Source organism: Bradyrhizobium centrolobii, from assembly GCF_001641635.1.
Lineage (GTDB): Bacteria > Pseudomonadota > Alphaproteobacteria > Rhizobiales > Xanthobacteraceae > Bradyrhizobium > Bradyrhizobium centrolobii.
Genome location: NZ_LUUB01000090.1, coordinates 203,174 through 226,529 on the forward strand (window position 1 = coordinate 203,174; position 23,356 = coordinate 226,529).

Genomic DNA, 23,356 nt, shown 5'->3' on the forward strand with positions numbered 1-23,356 from the left:
TAGATTAGGACTAGGCAGCCGTGGCACGGTCGCTAGTATCCCTCCCAAAGATAATGAATCAGAGGGAGGGACTAAGGTGGCCAACCACAAAATCTCGCGCCGTACGCTTTTTACAGGCACCGCCGCGGCTGGCGCGCTCAGCCTGACCGGACTGCCAGCGCGCGCCGAGGTCAACTGGAAGAAATACGCCGGGACCAAGCTGGAGGTGATCCTCGCCAAGGGTCCCCGCGGCGACAACCTGCAAAAATACATCAAGGAGTTCACCGACCTCACCGGCATCCAGGTCGAATCCGAGCAGATCCCGGAGCAGCAGCAGCGGCAGAAGGTCGTGATCGAGCTCACCTCGGGACGACCGAGCTTCGACGTCGTGCATCTCAGCTACCACGTGCAGAAGCGGCAGTTCGAAAAAGCCGGCTGGCTCTCCGACATGACGTCCTACATGAAGGATCCGACGCTGACCGCGCCCGATCTCGTCGAGAGTGACTTCTCGGCCGCCGGCCTGCAATACGCCAAGAACGACAAGGGCCAGATGCTGTCGCTGCCGTGGTCGGTCGACTATTTCATTCTCTATTACAACAAGGAGCTCTTCCAGAAGAAGGGCGTCGCGGTGCCCAAGACCCTCGACGAGATGGTCGCGGCCGCCGAGAAGCTCACCGATACCAAGGAAGGTATCTACGGCTTCGTCGGACGCGGCTTGCGCAATGCCAACATGACGTTGTGGACCAACTTCTTCCTCAACTATGGCGGCGAATTCCTCGACGCCAAGGGCAATATCCTGACCGATGGTCCGGAGGCGATCGAGGCAACAAAACTCTACCAGACGCTGCTGACGAAAGTCGCTCCGCCCGGAGTCGCCGGCTTCAACTGGATGGAGTCGATGGCCTCGTTCACGCAAGGACGCTCGGCGATGTGGATCGACGGCGTCGGCTGGGCGCCGCCGCTGGAGGATCCGGCCGCTTCGCGCGTGGTCGGCAAGGTCGGCTACACCGTCGTCCCCGCTGGACCGAAGGGGCAGTATTCGGCCACCTATGGCGACGGCATCGGCATTGCAGCCGCGAGCAAGAACAAGGAAGCCGCCTATCTGCTCTGCCAGTGGGTGGTCTCGAAGCAGCAGGGTGCACGGCTGTTGCAGGCCGGCGGCGGCGTGCCGTTCCGCAATTCGATCCTGAACGATCCCGAGATCCAGAAGGGCGTGAAGATGCCCAAGGAGTGGCTGCAATCGGTGATCGATTCCGCCAAGATCAGCAAGCTGGGCCTGCCCGTGGTCATCCCGGTCGCCGAATTCCGCGATATCGTCGGCGCAGCGCTCACCTCGACCCTGTCCGGCGCCGATCCTGCGACTGAGCTGAAGAAGGCAAACGATCAGTACCGGCCGATCCTGGAGCGCAGCGAAAAAGCGTGAGTGCGTTGACACAATCGACTCCGGCCGCGGCTCACACCAAGACCGCGCCGGAGAAACAATGGCGACCGCCGTCCTACTGGCCGTTCGTGGTGCCGGCGCTGGTCGTTGTGCTCGCCATCATCATCTTCCCGTGGGTCTTCACCATCTGGATGAGCCTGAACGAGTGGAAGGTCGGCTCGCCGACCATTTTCGTCGGGCCCTCAAACTATCTGCGCCTGACGACCGATCCCCGTTTCATCGAGGCCGTCGGACATACACTGGTCTACACCGTGCTCTCGGTGGTGCTGCCACTGCTGCTCGGTACGCTCGCGGCCGTGGTCTTTCACCAGAAATTCGCCGGGCGCGGTTTCCTGCGCGGCGTGTTCATCATGCCCATGATGGCGACGCCGGTGGCGATCGCGCTGGTCTGGACCATGATGTTCCATCCGCAGCTTGGCGTGCTCAACTACCTCTTGTCACTGGTCGGCATTCCACCGCAGCTCTGGGTGTTTCACCCCGCGACCGTGATCCCCTCGCTGGTGCTGGTCGAGACCTGGCAATGGACGCCGCTCGTGATGCTGATTGTGCTGGGCGGCCTCGCCGCGATCCCGACCGAGCCCTACGAGAGCGCACAGATCGACGGCGCCAGTTTCTGGCAGGTGTTCCGCTTCATCACGCTGCCGCTGATCATGCCGTTTCTGTTCATCGCGGGCATGATCCGCATGATCGACGCGGTGAAGAGCTTCGATATCATCTTCGCGATCACGCAAGGCGGGCCAGGCTCCGCGTCGGAGACGATCAATATCTACCTCTACAGCGTCGCCTTCACCTATTACGACCTCGGCTATGGCTCGGCGATCGCGGTGGTGTTCTTCCTGCTGATCGTATTGCTCGCGGCCGTCATGCTGTATTTCCGCCAGCGCATGCTGTGGACCGAAATCGGGAGCGGCGCATGAACCTGCGCAGCATCCTCGGCAGGATCGGGCTGTGGTTCGCGGTGCTCGTCATCGTCTCGCCGGCGATCCTGTTCTTCCTCTGGATGGTTTCGCTCTCGCTCAAATTCGAAGTCGATAACGCCGCCTATCCGCCGGTGTTCATCCCCGAGCATTTCGCCTGGAAGAACTATGCCGACGTGCTCGCCTCCAACCGCTTCCTGACCTATTTCGTCAACAGCCTGATCGTGACCGGCAGCGCGACCGCGCTAGCACTGCTCGTCGGCGTCCCCGCCGGCTACGGCATCGCGCGGATGGCCGCGCACAAATCCGCGATCGTGATCCTGATCGCTCGCATCACTCCGGGCTTATCCTATCTCATCCCGCTGTTCCTCCTGTTTCAGTGGCTGGGATTACTCGGCACGCTGGTGCCGCAGATCATCATCCACCTGGTGGTGACGGTGCCGATCGTGATCTGGATCATGATCGGCTATTTCGAGACCACGCCGCTGGAGCTGGAAGAAGCAGCACTCATCGACGGCGCCACGCGCTGGCAGGTCTTTCGCCACGTCGCCTTGCCGATCGCCCGTCCGGGAATCGCGGTCGCCTTCATCCTGGCCGTGATCTTCTCCTGGAACAATTTCGTCTTCGGCATCGTGCTGGCGGGACGCGAGACGCGCACCCTGCCCGTTGCCGTCTACAACATGATCTCGTTCGACCAGCTGAGCTGGGGTCCGCTCGCCGCCGCCGCGCTGATCGTCACCTTCCCGGTGCTGCTGCTCACGGTGCTCGCCCAGCGGCAGATCGTCGCCGGGCTGACGGCGGGGGCTGTGAAAGGCGGGTGAACTCGAGACCCTCATCCTGAGGAGCGCGCTTGCGCGCGTCTCAAGATGGCGCTCGCGCGCCTCCTCACCATGAGGGTCAGGTTATTCCGCCGGTGCTGGCGACATCTCCGGATGCGAAGCATAGTGCTCGCTGGTGCCGAGACGGCCGAGCGCGAACAGGCCGGCCGCCATCACCGCGTAGGACAGCGCCACCGCGGGCGTGACCCCGAAGCCGCCGCCGATGCCGACGGCCTCGCCATGCATGAAGCCGAAATAAGTGAGGACCGCACCGACCAGCGCGAAGCTCGATGCCTTCTCGAAGTCGCGCTCGATAATGAAGACGCCGATCGCACCGAGAATGAGACCGGCGAGGATGGAGCCGCCGCCCATCACCTCGAGGCCGTGATAGAACACGCCCTGCTGCGGCAGCGCGGCGACCGCGGCGGTCTTGACCGCGTCGGCCTTGTCGGCAGCCATTCCGCCGACCGTCGCCGCCGCCGTCATGGTCGAGGTCAGCATCGTGTCGATCTGCAGCTTGGCCCAGGCCGCCAAATGCGGCGTCAACGCCAGCACGATCGCGGGCGCGTGCTTGACCGGCGTGGTCTGGAACGCCTGCGCGCCGATCAGCATGCCGATGTACAGCAGAATCGGCGAGATCGCGACGACCGGCACGAGCGCCAGCAGCACCGAGATGATGCCGAACCACGCCAGCACGACCACCATGATGCCGGTTGCGGCGGAGTAGCCGATGCGGCCGCCCATCGCCTTCCAGCCGGGATGGCCGATATAGACGGCGTTGATGAAGGGATTGCCCATCAGGCAGCCGATCAGGCTGACGACGCCGTCGGCGGTCAGCACCCGCGTGGTCGGATATTCGTCGCCGGCGGCTTCCGCGCTCTCGACATTGTCCATGGCCTCGACGAGATCATAGATGCCGAAGGGAATGGCGGTGACGAGGATGACGCCGAGGAACTCGAAACCGGAGAAGACGTAGCCCACGGCGGGAAGCGGCACCGAGAAGCCGAAATTGGCGAAGGCATCGCCGACGCCCTTCAGGCTCAGCCCGCCAAGGCCGAGGCCAAACAGGTTCGAGCCCCAGGCGATGATCATGCCGACTGCGATGGCGACAAGGCCTGCGGGAATGCCGCGCGGATATTTTACGCCACCGAACCAGCTCACCAAAATGATGGCGAAGCAGACGAGGCCGATCTGCGGCGTCATGTACATTTCCAGTGCCGGCCGCATCGAGATGAAGGTGACGGAGACGCCGGCAAGCGTGCCGAGCAGCGCGGCGCGCGGCGTGATCCTGCGAATGAATGGCGCGATGAAGCCGCCGATCATCAAAATAAAGCTCTGGAAGAACACCCAGACCAGGCCCGCCGACCAACCCTTCAAGGGATCGCCGGTCTTGAGCGTGATCGGCAGCATGATCACGAAGGTGACGATGAACATGTGCGGCACGCTGACGCCCGATGGCAGCGCGCAGACGTCGCTGCGGCCGGTTTTGTGCGCCAAGCGGTAGGCGAGAAACGCGTAATAGAAGGTCGACAGGCACATCATCAGCCCGAGCGCGGGCAGGATGCGGCCGAACACGAGGCTGTCAGGCATCTTCAGCACGAAGCGCAAGAGGCCCGTGAGCACCAGCATGTTGACGAGGATGTTGGTGCCGAAGCCGAAAAACGCGTTCCAGTCGCCCGATGTCCATAGCGCCGGCTTGAACTCGGACTTATCGATCTCAGATTTGCCGGCCGTCCCCGTCAATGTGCTCATGGTGATCCCCTAAATGCTCGAAGTCTTCAACGCCTCCAGTACTGCGGCCGAGTCCGCGACCCAGCCGAAGATGCCGCCCTGGGCCTTGATCATCTTCAGGCCCATCTCGTGAAATTCTGGGAAGTAGGATGCGCAGCCATCCGAGATGACGACGCAGCGATAGCCGCGGTCATTGGCTTCGCGCACGGTGGTGTTGACGCACACTTCGGTGGTGACGCCGCACACCAGGAGATTCTCGATGCCGTATTTCTCCAGGACATCACTGAGCTCTGTGGCGTAGAACGCGCCCTTGCCGGGCTTGTCGATCACGACCTCGCTGTCGAGTGGATAGAGCTCGGGGATGATGTCGTGGCCGGCCTCGCCGCGGATCAGGATGCGGCCCATCGGGCCGGGATCGCCGATGCGCAAGGACGGCGCGCCGCGCTCGACCTTCGCAGGCGGCGCGTCGGAGAGATCGGGCAAGTGCCCCTCGCGGGTGTGGATGACGAGCATGCCCGTGTCGCGCGCAGCGGCAAGGACCGCGCCGATCGGCTTCACCGCGCGCGCGAGCTGACTGACGTCGTTGCCAAGCGTTTCGCCGAAGCCTCCGGGCTCCATGAAGTCGCGCTGCATGTCGATGATGAGAAGCGCGGTGCTGGCCCAGTCGAGCTTGATCGCCTCGGGCTCGGCGCTGATGACGCCCAGTGTTGGCTTGGTTGAGTTCAACATGACGCAGGCCCCGCGAGAACTCTCTTTGCCAGGAGTTCTGCAAGCGCCGTGCCATTGTGTACAATTGCGGTTACGCGCGGACTTCGACGGAATTCGCTGCACGCTCAGAAGGTTACGCCGAGAATGGACGGCTGCTTATTCCCTGTGCGACGGCTTTGCGACGGGCATTTGCTTAAAGGATGAGCGGGGAGCGATGCTCGCTCCGCCTGTCATTCCGGGGCGCGACGAAGTCGAGAGCCCGGAATCCATCAGGCCGCAACACCAGAGGTGAAATGGATTCCGGGCTCGACGCTTCGCGTCGCCCCGGAATGACGGCGGTGGCGCCTACCGCCCAGCTCCATACAGCTTCCGATGCTCCTCCTCATACGGCGCGTAGGAATCCTTGATCGTCGCCATGTTGAGCAGCATGGTCGCCAACATCGTGTTCGCCTTGTCGAACACGCGCGTCTTGATCCAGGCGCTTTCGGTGCGGCGGCTGCCGGAGAGCGCGACTACCTCGCGCTCGACCTCGTACTCCTGATCGACGAAGAGCGGGCCCTTCAACAGCCTGATCTCCTGGTCGGCGAACAGGCCGACGGCCGGTCCCTTGGCCGGCAGCGGATCGTCCTTGGAGCGGTACTGGAACATCACGCTCAGCATCTCCATCGGGATGATGGCCTTGCGCCACGGATTGTCCACGCCCGAATAATACGGCGAGTTCTCGGTGATGACAGCGAGCTTCTGCCGCAGCGAGAACGGATAGAGGTCGCCCATGTTCTGGTCGAACGCCATGCGCACCGTCTGCCGCTTGCTCGTCTGCGCCACCTTTACGTCGCGCAGGAGCACGGGATCGGCGAGCGGCTTGAGCTCGCTGAGGCGCGTCTCCAGCGCAGTCGGAACCGGCGGATCGCCGACGGAGGCTGAGCCGCACAGCACTTCCGTGCCGTCGCGCTTGATCATCTGGACCTGGCACTGGCTCGTGCCGGGCAGCGGCTTCGACAGGATCGCCTGCACCTCCTCGCCCTCGAAGCAGGCGTTGCGGTAATGCGCGGAGAGGCAGCCGGTCTCGAACCAGGCGTGTCCCTACAGCTGCGCGCCGAGGGGGGCGAACTGGCTGAAATGCGTCGGGCCTTCGATGGTGCCGCCCTTGAAGCCGAGCTTCTGCGCGGTGGCATCGTCATGGATCGAAGCATGCGCATCGTAGACCTGCGCCTGGAGCATCTGGCGCGGCTGGCGCCACGGCCCGGTCAGGGCGTCGGATGTCTCGGTGATTTCGGTGTCGAACGCGTTTGCATCCATGGTGTCCTCCACAGGAAGCCATGACTAGCAGGAGCGCCACGGATGCGGCCAGCGATATTGACTTCGCTGATGCATGCTTTTGACTGTCACAATTCGCTTCGCGCAGCCGCTATCCCCTCCCGCAGCGCAAACCCCACGCCGAACAAGAGATGAGGACTTCCGAAATGACGCTGTTGCAGGTCGAGCTGGAGGATAAATACCGGCTCGAATCGAAGCGGATCTACCTGTCCGGCACGCAGGCCCTGGTTCGATTGCCTATGTTGCAGCGCGAACGCGACCGGCTTCAGGGCCTCAACACCGGCGGGTTCATCTCGGGTTATCGCGGTTCCCCGCTCGGCATGTACGACCATGCGCTGTGGCGCGCAAAATCCTTTCTTCAGCAGCATGACATCGCCTTCGTGCCCGGCCTGAACGAGGACCTCGCTGCGACCGCCGTGTGGGGCAGCCAGCAGGTCGGCCTGTTCCCCGGCGCCAAGGTCGATGGCGTGTTCGGCATGTGGTACGGCAAAGGCCCCGGCGTCGACCGCTCGGTTGATGCGCTGAAGCATGCGAATTCGGCCGGCACTTCGCGGCATGGCGGCGTGCTGGCGCTCGCCGGCGACGATCACGGCTGCCAGTCCTCGACGCTCGCCCATCAGAGCGAGCAGGTGTTCGCGGCAGCGCTGATCCCCGTGATCAACCCGTCGACACTCCAGGACTATCTCGACCTCGGCCTCTACGGCTTCGCGCTGTCGCGCTTCTCCGGCTGCTGGGTCGGCTTCAAGGCGATCGGCGAGACCGTGGAGAGCTCGGCCTCGATCTACAGCGATCCCGCCCGTATCCAGATCAAGCTGCCCGACGATTTCGAGATGCCGCCCGGCGGGCTCAACATCCGCTGGCCCGACCCGCCGCTGGAAGCGGAGAAGCGCCTGTTCGGCCCGAAGATGGCGGCGGTGCAGGCCTTTGCCCGCGCCAACCAGCTCGACCGCATCGTGCTGGATTCAAAACCCGCGCGGCTCGGCATCCTCGCCACCGGCAAGGCCTATCTCGATCTGCGCCAGGCCCTCGCCGATCTCGGCATCAGCGACAAGGACGCGCAGGATCTCGGTCTTCGCATCTACAAGGTCGCGATGACCTGGCCGCTGGAAGAGAGCGGCGCGCGGCGCTTTGCCGAAGGTCTTCAGGACGTGCTGGTGGTCGAGGAGAAGCGCGGCTTCATCGAAGACCAGCTCATGCGCATCCTCTACAATGTGGATGCCGCAAGGCGCCCGACCGTCACCGGAAAGCGCGACGAACGCGGCGCGCCGCTATTACCTAGCGAGGGCGAGCTGACGCCGACCATCGTCGCGTCCGCGCTGGTGGCGCGGCTGCGCCGGCTCGGTCATCAGAGCCCGATGCTGGAGCAACGGCTGGCGCGGCTCGAAGCGTTCGAGAATCCCGTCACCACCAGCACCCCGATCAAGCTGGCGCGCACGCCGTTCTTCTGCTCGGGCTGCCCGCATAACTCTTCAACTAAGGTGCCCGAGGGCAGCCGTGCCATGGCCGGCATCGGCTGCCACGGCATGGCCCTGAGCATGCCGAGCCGCCGCACCGACCTGATCTCGCATATGGGCGCCGAAGGCGTGAACTGGATCGGACAGTCGCCCTTCACCAGCGAGCAGCACATCTTCCAGAACCTCGGCGACGGCACCTATACGCATTCGGGTCTGCTGGCGCTTCGCGCGGCCTCGGCCGCGGGCATCAACATCACCTACAAGCTCCTCTACAACGACGCCGTCGCGATGACCGGCGGCCAGCCGGCCGAGGGCAGCTTCAACGTCGCCCAGATCGCGCACCAGGTGTGGGCCGAGGGCGTCAAGCGGCTTGCGATCGTCTCGGACGATCCGAGCAAGTACCCGCAAGGCAACTACTTCCCGCAGGGCGCGACCATCCATCACCGCCGCGAGCTCGACCAGGTGCAGCGCGAATTGCGCGACATCAAGGGCCTCACGGTCATCATCTACGACCAGACCTGTGCGGCGGAGAAGCGCCGCCGCCGCAAGCGCGGGACCTATCCCGATCCGCAAAAGCGCGCCTTCATCAATGAGCTCGTCTGCGAAGGCTGCGGCGATTGCTCGCAAGCCTCCAATTGCGTCTCGGTGCAGCCGCTGGAGACCGAGTTCGGCCGCAAGCGCCAGATCGACCAGTCGAACTGCAACAAGGACTTTTCCTGCGTCGAAGGTTTTTGCCCGAGTTTTGTGACTGTGCATGGTGGCACGCTGAAGCGCATCAAGACGTCGGCGGTCGATTCCGGACAATTATTCGCCGACCTGCCGCTGCCGCCCGCGCGTGAACTCGATGGGCCCTACAACATCCTCGTCACCGGCATCGGCGGCACCGGCGTCATCACCATCGGCGCGCTGCTCGGCATGGCCGCGCATGTCGACGGCAAAGGTTGCTCGGCGCTGGATTTCACCGGCCTGTCGCAGAAGAACGGCGCCGTGATGAGTCACGTGCGCATCGCGCCGAAGCCGGAGGACATCTCCGCGGTCCGCATCACCACCGGCGGCGCCGACGTCATCCTCGGCTGTGACATGATCGTCTCGGCTGGCCCCACCGCCCTCAGCCGCGCCGAGCGCGGGGTGACGAAGGCCTATATCAACGCCGACCTGCAGCCGACCGCGAGCTTCGTGCAAAACCCCGACCTCGATTTCGAGATGGGCGCGATGCAGACCGTGTTGCGCGACGCGATCGGCGACAAGAACCTCGACATCGTCGACGCCACCGGCATTGCCGCGGCGCTGATGGGCGACTCGATCGCGACCAATCCGTTCATGCTCGGCTTTGCCTTCCAGAAGGGCGCGATCCCGCTGTCGCTGGAGGCGCTTCTGCGGGCTATCGAGATCAACGGCGCCGCGGTCGAGATGAACAAGCTCGCCTTCACCTGGGGCCGCCTCGCCGCGCACGACATGTCGCGGGTGCGCAGCGTGCTCCAGTTCAAGAGCCGGGCGCCGGCACCGACGAAGTCGCTCGACGAGGTCATCGCGACACGCGCGGAGTTCTTGACCAACTATCAGGACAAGGCCTACGCCGCCCGCTATCTCGCAGCCGTTGCCAGGGTGCGCAAGGCGGAAACGGCCGCATCGCCCGCATCCACCGAACTCACCGAAGCGGTGGCAAAGAACCTCTTCAAGCTGATGGCCTACAAGGATGAATACGAAGTCGCGCGGCTCTATACCGACGGCGGCTTCGCCAAGAAGCTGTCGGAGAAGTTCGACGGCGATTTCACGCTGAAGTTCTACCTCGCCCCGCCGATCTTCGCGAAGCGCGACAAGGCGACCGGCCGCCTTCAGAAGCAGGAGTTCGGTGGCTGGATGATCCACGCCTTCCGCATGCTTTCGAAGTTGAAGTTCCTGCGCGGCACCGCGCTCGATCCGTTCGGCCGCACCGAGGAGCGCAAGACCGAACGGAAGCTGATCGAGGATTATCTTGCGATGATCGATCATCGCTTCGCGGGGTTGAAGGCCGAGCAGATCCCGCTGCTGGCGAGGCTCGCGCGCATGCCCGAGACCATCCGCGGTTTCGGACATGTGAAGGAGGCCAACGTCAAGCAGGCAGAGGCCGAGAAGGTGCGGCTGGAAGCTGAACTCGAAAATAGCCGCTTTGCGGCGGCTGCGGAGTAGCGGTTAGGCGCAAGCCCCTCCGCGCGTCATTGCGAGGAGCGAAGCGACGAAGCAATCAAGACTGTCTCCGCGGAAACATTTCTGGATTGCTTCGCTGCGCTCGCAATGACGAGATTGTGGGATGAGCGCGCCGCACTCTCAGTCGTCATCGCCCGGCTTGACCGGGCGATCCAGTATTCCAGAGGCAGCGTCGAATACGAGAAGCTGCGGCGTACTGGATGCCCCGCCTGCGCGGGGCATGACAGCGAAGAGGATGGCTAGACCGGCGCCGTTGCGGCGCTTGCCGTCGTCATCACACCGCTCTCCGCCAGATGCCGCCCCGCGATGTACCCGAACGTCAGCGCCGGCCCGAGCGTGATTCCCGGGCCCGGATAGTTGCCGTTCATGATCGAGCCCATGTCGTTACCGCAGGCGTAGAGGCCCGCGATCGGCGTGCCGTCCTCGCGCAGCACGCGCGCCTGCGCATCGACCTTCATGCCGATGGCCGTGCCGAGATCGGCCGGATAGATGCGCATTGCAAAGAACGGCGCACGGACCATCGGCGCCACGCAGGGATTGGGCTTGTGGCCGATATCGCCGAGGTGGCGCTGATAGATGGTGCTGCCGCGGCCGAATTCAGGATCGCGGCCGTCCTTCGCATCGGCGTTGTAGTTCGCGAGCGTCGCAGCGAGTGCAGACGGCTTGATGCCGATCTTCGCCGCGAACTGCTCGATGTGCGCGGCCTCGATCAATTCGCCGCTCGTCACATAGCGCCGATAATTGCGCGTGAACGGCTTGATGCGGCCGAGGCCGTAGCTCCACAAAAATTGGCGGTCGCAGATCAGGTAGAAGGGTCGATCCGGCTCGCCATTGCCATCGCGCAGCATGGCGAGCACAAACTCGTGGTAGGACAGCGCTTCATTGACGAAACGCCGGCCGGCCGCGTTCACGGCAATCACGCCGGGCTTGGCGCGGTCGGTCACCGTGTGCGGGAACACGCCGCGGCTGCCGTCGGCGCGCCGGAACAGCGAGGCCGGCACCCAATAGGCCGGGCTCGTCGCCTCCGCATTCAGCGCGGCGCCGGTTGCGGTCGCGAGGCGAAGCCCGTCGCCCGTGGCGGAGGTATTTGTCGCCGAGACAAAGCCCGCTGCTGCCGGGAAGAAGTGCTTGCGCAAGGTGGCATCGTGCGAGAAGCCCCCGGTCGCGAGCACAACGCCACGGCGCGTCGCGATCAGGCGGTCGCGGGAGCCGTGGCGGACGACCACGCCGGCGACGCGCTCGCCCTGCATCGACAAATCCTCGACGTCAGCGCTGAAGAGGATTTCAACCTGCCGCGCCAGCAGCGAAGCGTACAGTCGCCCGGCGAGCGCGTTGCCGAGATGCAGCGTCGTGCCGCGCGGCGAGCGCAGCCGCTGCAAGGCGTATTCCGAAACGAGCCGCGCCGCGCGCAAGGTCGAATGCAGCGATTTTCCGACCCGGCGCAGATGCGGGATGTCGAGCCGATTGACCATCATCCCGCCGAACAGTGTGAACTCCGGCAGCGGTGGCCGTAGTCGGGCGAAGCTTGCACCCAGCCGCGTCCCATCGAAGGCGACCGGCTCGAGCACGCGCCCGCCGGGCGTGGCGCCCAGCCGCTCCGGATAATAGTCGGGATAGGCCTTCACCGGCTGGAGCCGCACCTCGGTGTTCGCCTCGAGATAGGCGACGGCCTCCGGCCCCCGCGCGAGGAAAGCGGCACGCAAGCCGGCATTGGCGGGTTCAGGCACCGTGCTCGACAGATACTGGACGGCGTCCGTGATGCTGTCGGACAGCCCCGCCCCTTTCATCTTGGGATTGGCAGGGATCCAGACCATGCCGCCCGACCAGGCGGTGGTGCCACCGACGAAGGCGGTCTTCTCGATCACCAGCACGCGCAGGCCTTCGGCGGCGGCAACGGCCGCTGCGGTCATGCCGCCGGCGCCGGCGCCGATGACAATGACGTCGTAGGTCTCATGCGCCGGCATCATGCGGCAGAGTTCCGGGAGCGAGGCATGTCCCTGTCATACCTTGTCCAGGTGGAGACAGGCTATAGCGCGATGCCGCTTCACCTCTCCCCAGCGGGGAGAGGTGAAGTGCGTCGTAAGCGCGCACAAAGCCAACCAAAGTTCAGCGCGCCGGCTTGCGCTCGACCGGATCGATGTCGATCGCCCGTAGGCGGCCGAGCCGCAGCACGTCCATGGCAAGCCGCCGGCCGATCCGGTCGCGGTCGAGCACCCGGATCAGATCGTCGACGCCGTTGATCTCGACGCCGTCGAGCCTGATCACGACGTCGCCGGGCAGCAGGCCCGCCTTCGCCGCCGGGCCGTCCGGCTCGATCTGCATCAGCAGCGCGCCCATCTTGTTCTCGACGCTGGCCAGCACCGCGTGCCGCCGCGGGATCGGCGCAGTCTGTCCGGCGACGCCGATATAGGCACGGCGGACATAGCCGTGGCGGATGATCTCCGACAGCACGAACTTCGCGGTGTTGCTGGCGACCGCGAAGCAGATGCCCTGCGCGCCGCTGATGATGGCGGTGTTGATGCCGATCACCTCGGAATTCGACGACACCAGCGGCCCGCCGGAATTGCCGGGGTTGAGCGCAGCATCGGTCTGGATCACGTCCTCGATCGTGCGTCCGCTGACCGAGCGGATCGAGCGCCCGAGTGCCGAGACCACGCCGGCCGTCACGGTCGATTCGAAGCCGAGCGGATTGCCGATCGCAATCACGAGCTGGCCGCGCCGCAAAGTCTTGGAATTGCCGAGCGCGGCATAGGGCAAATCGCGGACGCCGTTGGCCCGCAGCAGCGCAAGGTCGGTGTCGGGGTCGACGCCGAGCACCCGGGCGTCGCCAACATGGCCCTCGACGTCCCGCAGCCGGATCTCCTTGGAGGCTCCGACCACGTGGCTGTTGGTGAGGACGAGGCCGTCCGGCGAGATCACGATGCCCGAGCCGAGCCCGCCGCGCTCGCGGCCGTTCGGCACCTTTGGCCCGGTCTCGACCCGCACGACGGCAGGGCCGACGCGGTCGGTCACGTCGATCACGGCATTGGAGTAGGCGTCCAGCAGGACCCGGTCATTGTCCGGGGCAGCCGCTGTGGTTCGCGATGACAGGCCGTCATCGGCGATATCTGAGGTAAAATCCAACATGGCGAGAATCCTTGAGGCTCACACAGATGGTGGCCTGTTCCCTCTCGCGCAAGTGGTCCGCTTGGGTCGCAGGCTGGGCTGCTAGGGCGCCCGCCTGAGGCTTGTAGGCCTTGCCCTGACCGGATTGAGCAGCGACCAATCGCCGTCCTCCAGCACATGGCCCTTGGGGAACGGCGCGCGCAGTTCGAGCCCGAGCGAGCGCAGCACGCGGTCGTCGCGGTAGTAGCATTGCAGCACCACGCGGACGAGGGTCGCGGCGGCGGCTCCGCCCGAGCTGCGAAACTCCTGCGCGACCGCATCGCGCCTCGCCGCATCAAGCTCGGCGANNTGGCCGGCCAGCCGCGCCAGATGGTCCAGCGCCTGACACACCAGCGCCGTGTCGCGGCCAAGCGTCGCCAACATGTCGGCCTGGATTGCAGGATCGTCGGCGCCGGGCACCTTGTACTCGTCGCTGGCCGGAATGATCATCGCCGCGACGGTGCGGAGATCGTCGCGTTGGGCGCGCGTGAGTTGATTGTCTGCGGACATAACGGCCTCAGTCGAACAAATTGGCGAGGCGCTGCTTCATCTGGTCGGCGACGTAGAGCGCGATGGCCTGGATGGTCGAGGTCGGGTTGACCCCGCCCGAGGTGACGAAGACGCTGCCGTCGACGATGAAGAGGTTCTTCACGTCGTGCGAGCGGCCCCATTCGTTGACCACGGAGCGCTCGGGGTTGGTGCCCATCCGCGCGGTACCGAGCAGGTGCCAGCCGCCCCACGGGATCGGCGAATTGATGCAGATATCGGTCGCACCGGCGGTTTCGAGAACCTCGCGGCCGCGGGCGAGCGCATGCTCCATCATCTTCCGGCTGTTCTCGCTGATCGTGTAGTCGATCCGCGGCGCGGGAATGCCGTGGCTGTCCTTCAGCACCGGATCGAGCGTGACGCAATTGTGCTCCTCCGGCAGGTCCTCGCAGATCGCGGAGACGCCGAGCCGGTGGCCGTTGAGCTTGCGGAAGACGCGGTGGTGATCGGCGCCCCACGGCAGAATGCCCTTCTGCTCGCTCACGACGGCCTCGAACACCGGCCCTGCGCCGCGCACGAATTGGATGCCGTAGCCGCGCACGAAGCCGCGCGACAAATCTGTGTCGTAGAATTCCTTGCTCCACAGGCAGGTCGGCGGCGCGCGATTGGAATCGGTCGGCTCGTTCACGTAGCCGTAGATCTGCGCGTAAGGGTGGAACATCAGGTTCTTGCCGACCAGGCCCGACGAATTGGCGAGACCGTTCGGGAAGCGCCCCGACGCGGAGTTCAGCAAGAGCCGCGGCGTGCCAACGCCATTGCAGGCGATGACGACGACATGCGCGGGCTGAAACTGCTCGACGCCATCCTTGTCGTAATAGACCACGCCCGAGGCCATGCCGTTCTCGTCGGTCGTGATCTCGCGCACCCGGCAATGGATGCGCAGCTCGACGCCGGCGCGGATTGCGTGCGGCCAGTAGGTGATGTCGGTCGAGGATTTGGCGCCTTGCGCGCAGGCCGGCGTGCAATGGCCGAGATTGATGCAGCGCGCCCGGCCCTCATAGTCCATCGTCGCGACCGTGGTGTCCGACGGCCACCAGTGCCAGCCGAGCTTGTTCATGGCCTTGCCGATGAGCGGGCCGGACAGCCCGAGCGGCTGCGGCGGCATCGGCGGATGCGTCAGCGGCGACAGCGGATCGCCTGACAGGCCGGACGTGCCCATGATCCGGTCGTTCTCCTCAAAGAACGGCTCCAGCATGTCGTAGTCGATCGGCCAGTCGTCGGCGACGCCGTCGAGCGTCTTCACCCTGAAATCGGACGGATGCAGTCGCGGCCAGTGCGCGGTGTACATCACCGTCGAGCCGCCGACCGCGTTGTAGTTGACGACCTTGATCGGCGAATTGTCGTCGTTGATGGGATAGTCCTCGGGCCGGCCGCGGACGTTCGGACTGCTCGACCACTCGCCGTAGAATTTTGCCTCCCAGTCCCTGCCCGTGCTCGGATATTCCGCGGGGTTCATCCAGCCGCCCTGCTCCAGGCAGAGAATGTGCATCTTGGTCTCGGCCAGCGACCAGGCGACGGCGGCGCCCGAAGCGCCCGCGCCGATGATCAGGACGTCCACGGGGTCTTTCATCGAAACATTGTCCTCCCGCCCTCGCCGCTTCCCGGGCGATTCGGCCTTTCGCAGCTTGTTTGCAGCCGCAAACGATAGGGGCAGAGTAGCCGGCGAGTAAAGGTGTGGCGCGCGAATGTCCCACTTCGCACAGCGCAGACCATTGGTGTTGCCATGTCTGGATGCTAGGAACGAGGAGCAAGAGCAATCGATAGCGAGACCGCATGTCCTTCCAAAATTCCTTTGCCGCCGCCCGCGCTTTCGCGTTTGTTTTATTTTTCGCTCTGTCGGGATTTCTGGCCACCTCCGGACCAGGCCTCGCGCTGACCGCCACGGCGACCGTGCGGGATGCCAACTCCATCCAGCTTGGCGACGTGACCTACCGGCTCGATGGCGTCGACGCGCCGGAACTGGACCAGGTCTGCATCGACGATCACGCCGATCCCTGGACCTGCGGGCTGGAGGCCCGCGACCAGCTGACGAAGCTGATCGGCGGCCGGACCGTTCGCTGCGACGACGTCGGGCCGGAGAAACATTTTGGCAAACGGCACCGCGCGATCTGCACGGCCGAGGGCGACAAGGTCACGTTGAACGAGCAACTGGTCCGGCTCGGCTTTGCCATCGCGCGCGAGCCCATCAAGGCCAACGTCAAGCCGGCGGCGGCCGACGCCAAGACGGCCTCGGCCGGCATCTGGAAGGGCTGCTTTGTTGCACCGCAAGAATTCCGCGCCGGCAAGAAGGACGGCCAGCTTCTGGGGGCCGCCTGCCGCCCCGATCGCGACAAGGAGATTCGTGCGGTGCTGTTTCCGGAGGAGCTGACGATGCCGCCGAGTTGCAGCATCAAGGGCAAGCTCGCGGTGCGCGCCCGCGTCACCGGCAATATCGGCATCTATCATTTGCGGGGCTGCCCGAGCTATCCGGCGACGACGAAACCGGACCGCTGGTTCTGCTCGGAGGACGACGCGCAGGCAGCCGGCTTCCGCAAGGCGTATAATTGCCGCCGGCCGAACTGAGAGGGTCGCCTCACGCAGGTGTGAGCGGTAGCCGAAGACAGTATTGATCCGGAATTGAACCCTATTGGCAGTTTCTGCATCTCATAAGAGTGCGGTAGCACTTGGTGCTAGCGCTTCCTTGGCAGCAATCCGGCTCCGGCCCGATTGTTTTTGCTTGGGCGTTTCCTCCCTAGACTTGGGCCGCTTGTTCATCACAAGCGGCTCTTTTTCTTCCCTGCGCTAGCTGCGCATCTGCATGATCTGGTCCATCGGCGGCATGTTCTGATTCAGATGCGCCATGATCCAGACCGTTCCGCCAACGACCAGGAAGACGATCAGGAGGCCGAAGGCGAGGGCCAGCACGTTGTTGGTGTTGTCCGGGCCCGTCGTGATGTGCAGGAAGAACACGAGATGAACGCCCATCTGCGCGATCGCGAGCACGATCAGCGCGACGGGAATGGAAGGCTGCCAGACCAGGTCTGTACCGGCGATGAAGAACGACATCGCCGTCAGAAGCAGCGCCAGGACGAGGCCGACGACATAGCCGATGATCCGCTCGCCGACACTGTGTTGTTCTTCCTCGCCCGGTGCGAGGTCGTGTTGGACCGGCATGTGCGTCTGATCGCTCATACGCTACTCCCAAGCAGGTAGACGACGGAGAAGACCGCGACCCAGATGATGTCGAGCGCGTGCCAGAACAGCGCAAAGCACATCATCCGGCGCAGGATGTCGGCGCGAAAGCCCTTGGCGAAGACCTGCGCCATCATGGTGAGCAGCCACAGCACGCCGGCAGAGACGTGCAGGCCGTGGCATCCGACGAGCGAGAAGAACGCGGTCAGGAATGCGCTGCGCGACGGCCCGTAACCACGGGACACGAGATTGGCGAATTCACGGAACTCAATGGTCAGGAACACGAGCCCCAGCAAGCAGGTCACGGCCATGCCTAGGTAGAACCAGAACCGGTTGCGCACATCGGCCGCAATGCTCGCCATGCCGCAGGTGAAGCTCGACAGCAGCAGGCAGACCGTCTCGATCGCTACGTTCCTATGCTCGAAAATCTCTGAGCCTTTCGGGCCATCGGCGGTCTGGCCCACCAGCACCGCATAGGCCGCGAAGAAGCAGGAGAACATCACGATATCGGAGAGCAGGAAGACCCAGAAGCCGTACGCCGTCACGATGCGTTTTGATGCCGGCCCGGGATGCTCGATGGCACGGCCGATATGGTGAGGATCGGCGCGCCCTCGGCCGACAGTTGCGGTCATCGACATCAGATCGACCCCGCCATGCTGACGAGACTGCGCCGTTCCTCCAGATTGACGCCGTCGATGCGAGCGACCTCTGCGGCAGGAATGACGTATTCGTCATGGTCGCGCCAGGCGAACACGACGAAGGTCGCGAACGCGCCGAGGCCGCCCAAAATCACCATCCACCAGATGTGCCAGATCAGCGCGAAGCCCATGATGGTGGCGAAGAACGCGCAGACGAATCCGGTCGGCGAGTTCTTCGGCATCTCGATGTCCTGATATTCCGGCTCGGGATGATGCCCGAGCAATTGCTGCTTGGCGTGGGTCTTCAGGTCCCAATAAGCGTCCTCGCCGCGCACGTCGGGATGGAAGGCGAAATTGAAAACGGGCGGCGGCGACGATGTTGCCCATTCCAGTGAGCGGCCGTCCCAGGGATCGCCGGTACGGTCGCGCAAGGCTTCGCGGTTGCGAATGCTGACCACGAGCTGCATGACCTGGCAGATGACGCCGATCGACAGCACCGCCATGCCGATCGCCGCCACGAACATCCATGGCCGCCAGGCCGCGACGTCGTAATGCTGCAAGCGCCGCGTCATGCCCAGCATGCCCGCGATATAGAGCGGCATGAAAGTGATGTAGAAGCCGGTGAAGGTGAACCAGAAAGCCAGCTTGCCCCAGCGTTCATCGAGGCGGAAGCCGAAGGCCTTCGGAAACCAGTATTCGAAGCCAGCAAAGGCACCGAACAGTACGCCGCCGATGATGACGTTGTGGAAGTGCGCCACCAGGAACATGCTGTTGTGGAGGAGGAAGTCGGCAGGCGGCACCGCAACGAGCACGCCCGTCAACCCACCGATGATGAAGGTGACCATGAAGCCGACGGCCCACAGCATCGGCGTCGCGAAGCGGATGCGGCCGCCATACATCGTGAACAGCCAGTTGTAGATCTTCACTCCAGTCGGCACCGCGATGATCATGCTGGCGATGCCGAAGATGGCGTTGACGTCGGGACCCGCGCCCATCGTGAAGAAGTGATGCAGCCAGACCATGAAGGAGATGACGCAGATCGCCATGGTGGCGAGCACCATCGAGCGATAGCCGAACAGCGCCTTGCCAGAGAAGGTCGACACCACCTCGGAAAAGATGCCAAAGGCCGGCAGCACGAGGATGTAGACCTCCGGATGTCCCCAGGCCCAGATCAGGTTCATGAACATCATGACGTTGCCGCCGGCCTCGTTGGTGAAGAAGTGGAAGCCGAGATAGCGGTCGAGCAGCAGCATCGCGAGCGTGGCCGTGAGGATCGGGAAGGCTGCGACGATCAGCAGGTTCGAGGCCAGCGTCGTCCAGCAGAACATCGGCATGCGCAGATAGTTCATGCCTCTGGTGCGCAGCTTCAGCACGGTGGTCACGAGGTTGATGCCGGCCACCAGCGTGCCGATGCCGGATATCTGGAGCGACCAGGCATAGTAGTCGACGCCGACGCCCGGCGAATAGGTCAGCCCCGACAGCGGCGGAAAGGCGAGCCAGCCGGTACGCGAGAATTCGCCGACCACAAGCGAGACATTGACCAGCAGCGCCCCTGTCGCGGTCAACCAGAAGCCGACCGAATTGAGCGTCGGAAACGCGACGTCGCGCACGCCAAGCTGAAGCGGCACGACCAGGTTCATCAGCCCGATCACGAACGGCATCGCCACGAAGAAGATCATGATGGTGCCGTGGGCCGAGAAGATCTGGTTGTAATGCTCCGGCGGAAGGTAGCCCTGCGACTGGTAGGCGATCGCCTGCTGAACCCGCATCATGATGGCGTCGCTGCCGCCGCGCAGCAGCATCACCGAGGCCAGCAGCACATACATGACGCCGATGCGCTTGTGATCGACGCTGGTGATCCATTCGTGCCAAAGATAGGGCAGATGCCCTTTCACCACGACCCAGGTCAGCACACCCAGGATCGCGACCAGCACCATCGCGCCCGCGACAAGAGGGATCGGCTGGTCGAACGGGATCGCTGACCAATCGAGCTTACCGAGCATCAAGGCCTCCACTGCGCGGCCGGCCCGCCCCGGATGCGATCTGCGGGCCGGGTCCGGGCGGAATGTGCTGGGTCGCAATCAGGTCGAACAGGCGGGGATCCTCGAGCCGGTAGGTCGGCCTGCCCCTCTCGATGCCCTGCTCCATCAGCTTTTTGTAGCTGTCTTCGTTGAGCACGGAATCGGTCTTCGCCGTGGTCGCCACCCAGTCAGGAAAGGCGAGCGGCGAGATCACGTTGACGTCGAACATCATGTCGGGGAAGCCGTCGCCGGAAAAATGCGCCGACAGTCCCTGGAGCTTGCCCTCATTGTCGGCGCGCAGGTTCAGCCGCGTCACCATGCCGTTCATGGTATAGATCATGCTGCCGAGCTGCGGGATGAAGAACACGTTCATTACGCTCGACGATGTGAGCTGGAAATTCAGCTCGGCGCCGGCCGGCACCGTCAGCGTGTTGACGGTGGCGATGCGCTGGTCCGGATAGATGAACAGCCATTTCCAATCGAGAGAGACGGCCTGGATCCGCACAGGGCTGCCGGTGCCCGGCACCGGCGCTGCGGGGTCGAGCTGATGCGAGCCGATCCAGGCGACGCCGCCGAGCAGGATGACGGTGAGCGCGGGGATCGCCCACACCACCATCTCGACGCGACCGGAATAGACGAAGTCGGGCTGGTAATGCGCCCGCCGATTGGAGGCACGAAACCAGAAGGCGAACGCGAGGATCGCGATGATGGTCGGCACCACGATCACAAGCATGATGAAGACGGAGTCGACCAGGATTTGGCTGTTCGCAACAGCCACAGGCCCTTGTGGATCGAGCAGATTCATCGGCAAGCCACTGGCGGTTGGGAAGCCCCGAGGAAGAGCGTAGCGTGAAAAAGTCCCCGCGACCAAAACGCAGTTGTGTGAAGACGGTTCCTCGCCCCGCGCAATCAACCGTGCGCCCAGTCCCGTGTCGGCATGCAATTCCATGCGATGTCAATGACATGAGCGCGGGACCGCCGGCCTTCTCTCTCCTCCTGTCCATTGCTATCGTTAGCAAAAAACAGCGGGACGAAGCGACATGCAACGGGCGGAAGAGGACGCCGGCCTCGCCGGCAAGGTGACGCTGATCAGCGGCGGCGGCGCCGCGGGCGATGGCATCGGCAACGGCCGCGCCGCCGCAATCCTGCTGGCCCGCGCCGGCGCCAGGGTGCTGGTGGCCGATCGCGACCTCAGGCTCGCCGAACGCACGGTCGAGATGATCTCAGCCGAGGGCGGCACGGCCGCGGCCCATGGCGGCGACGTCACCAGCGAGGACGACTGCAGGCATCTGGTCGAAGCCGCGCTCGATCGCTGGGGCCGGCTCGATCTTCTCGACAACAATGTCGGCATCGGCAGCCGCGGCAACGTGGTCGACGAGTCTGTCGAACAGTATCGACGGGTGATGCAGGTCAATGTCGAGACCATGTTCCTGCTCTCGAAGCACGCGATTCCCGCCATGATCAAGACCGCGCAGGGCGGTGCGATCGTCAACATCTCCTCGATCTCGGCGCTCAGGCCGCGCGGGCTCACGACCTACACGACGTCCAAGGCCGCCATCATCGGACTGACCCGCGCCATGGCGGTCGACCACGGCCGCGACAACATCCGCGTCAACTGCATCTGCCCCGGGCCGATGTACACGCCGATGGTCTATGCCCGCGGCATGAGCGAGCAGGCACGCGCCAATCGCGCCAAGGCCTCGCTTCTGAAGGTGGAAGGCACCGGTTGGGACGTCGGCCACGCCGTCAAATTCCTGCTCAGCAACTTTGCGCGCTACATCACCGGCCAGGTACTCGTGGTCGACGGCGGCGTGACGTTGCAAGCTCCCGAACGCGAGTCACAGGAACACTAACAGGCAAGAACACGACAGAAAGGAAACACAGGGATGGCTCGCCTGCCCTACCTCGAGGCCGACCAGGTCGCGCCCGAATACCGCGACATGCTCAAGCGCAACACCAATCTGCACAAGCTGCTCGTCAACTCGCCGGACATGGCGCGCGCCTTCAACGGCGTCGGCGGCTACATCCGCTTCAAGAGCAAGCTCGATCCGCGATTGCGGGAGCTCGCGATCCTTCAGGTCGGCTGGATGGAGAAATCGGAGTACGAGTTCACCCATCATGTGAAAATCGGCAAGGAGTTCGGCGTCACCGATGAGGACATCGCGGGCCTGATCGCGGAGACGGCAGGCAAACCCTCGAAACTGGAGCCGCTCGCCAAGGCGATCCTGAAAGGCGCTCGCGAGATGGTACGCCAGCTCGCGATGTCGGACGCGACCTTTGCCGACATCAAGCAACATCTCTCCGACGAGCACATGGTCGACCTCGTCCTGACCATCGCCTTCTATTGCGGTGTGGTGCGCGTGCTCGCCACCATGAAGATCGACAACGAGCCCTATTACAAAGAGGTACTCCAGCAGTACCCGATCCCGGGAGTGAACTGACATGCGCTTGAAGGATAAAGTCGCCATCGTGGTGGGCGCCGGGCAAAGCCCCGGCGAAGGCATGGGCAACGGCCGCGCCACCGCGCTCACCTTCGCGCGCGAGGGCGCGAAGGTGCTTTGCGTCGATCATCATCTCGACTCGGCCCGGGAAACCGTCGCGATGATCGCCGCGAAGCAAGGCACCGCCGCGGCTTTCAAGGCGGATGTTACCAAATCGGCCGACATCAAGGCGATGGTCGCGGACGCGCAGGCGCGCTGGGGCCGGATCGACGTGCTGCACAACAATGTCGGCGTCAGCCTTTCCGGCGGCGATGCCGAGCTGCTTCAGCTGACCGAAGAGGCGTTCGACCGCGTCGTCGCCATCAACCTGAAGAGCTGCATCCTGGCGGCGAAGGAGGTGATTCCGGTGATGCGCGCGCAGAGAAGCGGCGCAATCATCAACATCTCCTCGATGGCGGCGATCACCACCTATCCTTACGTCGCCTACAAGGCGACGAAATCGGCGATGATCGCCTTCACCGAACAGCTCGCCTACCAGAATGCGGAATACGGCATCCGTGCCAACGTCATTCTGCCGGGCCTGATGAACACGCCGATGGCGGTCGATACCCGCGCCCGCGAATGGCACAAGACCCGCGCCGAGGTCGAAGCCGAGCGCGACAGCAAGGTGCCGCTGCGGAAGAAGATGGGAACCGGATGGGACGTCGCCAACGCCGCGCTGTTCCTGGCCTCCGATGAAGCCAACTTCATCACCGGCGTGACGTTGCCGGTGGATGGCGGGGCCAGCGTGAGACGGGGGTAAGCTGGCTCGACGCGATTCCCCTGCCCTCCAGGGGAGGGTGA

General features: G+C 64.3%; 17 protein-coding genes and 3 pseudogenes. 8 read left to right on the forward strand and 12 right to left on the reverse strand.

Annotated features, from left to right (window positions below; translation table 11 throughout):
* Nucleotides 1–76 precede the first annotated feature (76 nt).
* Genes AYJ54_RS33075 through AYJ54_RS33085 form a run of 3 tightly spaced genes read left to right on the forward strand, consistent with a single transcriptional unit; the run spans nt 77 to nt 3,158 of the window.
* Nucleotides 77–1,402, forward strand: a complete 1,326-nt coding sequence (locus AYJ54_RS33075) for an ABC transporter substrate-binding protein (RefSeq protein ID WP_063705722.1) — start codon at nt 77–79, stop codon at nt 1,400–1,402.
* Nucleotides 1,399–2,337 (forward strand): carbohydrate ABC transporter permease, encoded by a 939-nt coding sequence (locus AYJ54_RS33080; RefSeq protein WP_063705724.1) that lies wholly within the window; start codon nt 1,399–1,401, stop codon nt 2,335–2,337. Before AYJ54_RS33075 ends, AYJ54_RS33080 begins: the two co-directional genes overlap by 4 nt.
* The gene (locus AYJ54_RS33085) at nt 2,334–3,158 is read left to right on the forward strand and encodes a carbohydrate ABC transporter permease (RefSeq protein ID WP_063705725.1); all 825 of its coding nucleotides are present in this window, start codon (nt 2,334–2,336) and stop codon (nt 3,156–3,158) included. The genes AYJ54_RS33080 and AYJ54_RS33085 overlap by 4 nt, the downstream gene beginning before the upstream one ends.
* Nucleotides 3,159–3,239: 81 nt before the next feature.
* Here AYJ54_RS33085 and AYJ54_RS33090 read toward each other — a convergent pair whose 3' ends face one another.
* The 3 genes and pseudogenes from AYJ54_RS33090 to AYJ54_RS33100 all read right to left on the reverse strand — a co-directional run bounded on the left by AYJ54_RS33090 (nt 3,240) and on the right by AYJ54_RS33100 (nt 6,893).
* Nucleotides 3,240–4,907, reverse strand: coding sequence for a hypothetical protein (locus AYJ54_RS33090; protein WP_063705727.1), 1,668 nt, complete (start codon nt 4,905–4,907; stop codon nt 3,240–3,242).
* A gap of 9 nt (nt 4,908–4,916) precedes the next feature.
* Complete coding sequence (locus tag AYJ54_RS33095) at nt 4,917–5,615, reverse strand: cysteine hydrolase family protein (RefSeq protein WP_063705729.1); 699 nt, start codon at nt 5,613–5,615, stop codon at nt 4,917–4,919.
* Nucleotides 5,616–5,939: 324 nt separating this feature from the next.
* Nucleotides 5,940–6,893 (reverse strand): annotated as a pseudogene (locus AYJ54_RS33100) (hypothetical protein).
* A gap of 164 nt (nt 6,894–7,057) precedes the next feature.
* Here AYJ54_RS33100 and AYJ54_RS33105 point away from each other — a divergent pair.
* Nucleotides 7,058–10,534 (forward strand): indolepyruvate ferredoxin oxidoreductase family protein, encoded by a 3,477-nt coding sequence (locus AYJ54_RS33105; RefSeq protein ID WP_063705730.1) that lies wholly within the window; start codon nt 7,058–7,060, stop codon nt 10,532–10,534.
* Nucleotides 10,535–10,791: 257 nt separating this feature from the next.
* On the opposite strand, the gene AYJ54_RS33110 is transcribed toward AYJ54_RS33105, so the two are convergent.
* From AYJ54_RS33110 to AYJ54_RS33125, 5 genes and pseudogenes are all read right to left on the reverse strand, one after another.
* Nucleotides 10,792–12,519, reverse strand: coding sequence for an FAD-dependent oxidoreductase (locus tag AYJ54_RS33110; protein WP_063705732.1), 1,728 nt, complete (start codon nt 12,517–12,519; stop codon nt 10,792–10,794).
* Nucleotides 12,520–12,658: 139 nt separating this feature from the next.
* Nucleotides 12,659–13,678 (reverse strand): S1C family serine protease, encoded by a 1,020-nt coding sequence (locus AYJ54_RS33115; RefSeq protein ID WP_063705733.1) that lies wholly within the window; start codon nt 13,676–13,678, stop codon nt 12,659–12,661.
* An 81-nt stretch (nt 13,679–13,759) separates the two neighbouring features.
* Nucleotides 13,760–14,004 (reverse strand): annotated as a pseudogene (locus AYJ54_RS52960) (hypothetical protein); the annotation flags it as partial.
* Nucleotides 14,005–14,006: 2 nt separating this feature from the next.
* A pseudogene (locus AYJ54_RS52965) lies at nt 14,007–14,206 on the reverse strand (hypothetical protein); the annotation flags it as partial.
* 7 nt (nt 14,207–14,213) lie between these two features.
* Complete coding sequence (locus AYJ54_RS33125) at nt 14,214–15,812, reverse strand: GMC family oxidoreductase (protein WP_063705736.1); 1,599 nt, start codon at nt 15,810–15,812, stop codon at nt 14,214–14,216.
* 203 nt (nt 15,813–16,015) lie between these two features.
* Between AYJ54_RS33125 and AYJ54_RS33130 the strand changes: the two genes are divergently transcribed.
* Nucleotides 16,016–16,804, forward strand: a complete 789-nt coding sequence (locus tag AYJ54_RS33130; RefSeq protein ID WP_063705737.1) for a thermonuclease family protein — start codon at nt 16,016–16,018, stop codon at nt 16,802–16,804.
* Nucleotides 16,805–17,023: 219 nt separating this feature from the next.
* On the opposite strand, the gene cyoD is transcribed toward AYJ54_RS33130, so the two are convergent.
* From cyoD to AYJ54_RS33150, 4 genes are read right to left on the reverse strand one after another with little or no spacing between them, the layout of a single operon-like run.
* Nucleotides 17,024–17,413: a cytochrome o ubiquinol oxidase subunit IV gene (cyoD, locus tag AYJ54_RS33135; RefSeq protein WP_063705739.1), complete on the reverse strand. Its 390-nt coding sequence runs from the start codon at nt 17,411–17,413 to the stop codon at nt 17,024–17,026.
* Nucleotides 17,410–18,051 carry a cytochrome (ubi)quinol oxidase subunit III gene (locus AYJ54_RS33140; protein ID WP_063705740.1) on the reverse strand — a complete coding sequence of 214 codons (642 nt, stop codon included), beginning with the start codon at nt 18,049–18,051 and terminating at the stop codon, nt 17,410–17,412. Before AYJ54_RS33140 ends, cyoD begins: the two co-directional genes overlap by 4 nt.
* The gene (cyoB, locus tag AYJ54_RS33145; protein ID WP_063705742.1) at nt 18,051–20,054 is read right to left on the reverse strand and encodes a cytochrome o ubiquinol oxidase subunit I; all 2,004 of its coding nucleotides are present in this window, start codon (nt 20,052–20,054) and stop codon (nt 18,051–18,053) included. Before cyoB ends, AYJ54_RS33140 begins: the two co-directional genes overlap by 1 nt.
* On the reverse strand, nt 20,044–20,877 hold the full coding sequence (locus AYJ54_RS33150) for a cytochrome ubiquinol oxidase subunit II family protein (protein WP_063705744.1): 834 nt from the start codon (nt 20,875–20,877) through the stop codon (nt 20,044–20,046). Before AYJ54_RS33150 ends, cyoB begins: the two co-directional genes overlap by 11 nt.
* A gap of 235 nt (nt 20,878–21,112) precedes the next feature.
* On the opposite strand from AYJ54_RS33150, the gene AYJ54_RS33155 reads away from it, so the two are divergent.
* The 3 genes from AYJ54_RS33155 to AYJ54_RS33165 are packed head-to-tail and all read left to right on the forward strand — an operon-like array spanning nt 21,113 to nt 23,315.
* Entirely contained in the window at nt 21,113–21,925 is an 813-nt protein-coding gene (locus AYJ54_RS33155) for an SDR family NAD(P)-dependent oxidoreductase (RefSeq protein WP_063705746.1), read from the forward strand.
* A gap of 33 nt (nt 21,926–21,958) precedes the next feature.
* A complete protein-coding gene (locus AYJ54_RS33160) occupies nt 21,959–22,513 on the forward strand; it encodes a carboxymuconolactone decarboxylase family protein (RefSeq protein ID WP_063705748.1) in 555 nt (184 codons plus the stop codon).
* A 1-nt stretch (nt 22,514) separates the two neighbouring features.
* A complete protein-coding gene (locus tag AYJ54_RS33165; protein WP_063705749.1) occupies nt 22,515–23,315 on the forward strand; it encodes an SDR family NAD(P)-dependent oxidoreductase in 801 nt (266 codons plus the stop codon).
* The last annotated feature ends 41 nt before the right edge of the window (nt 23,316–23,356 follow it).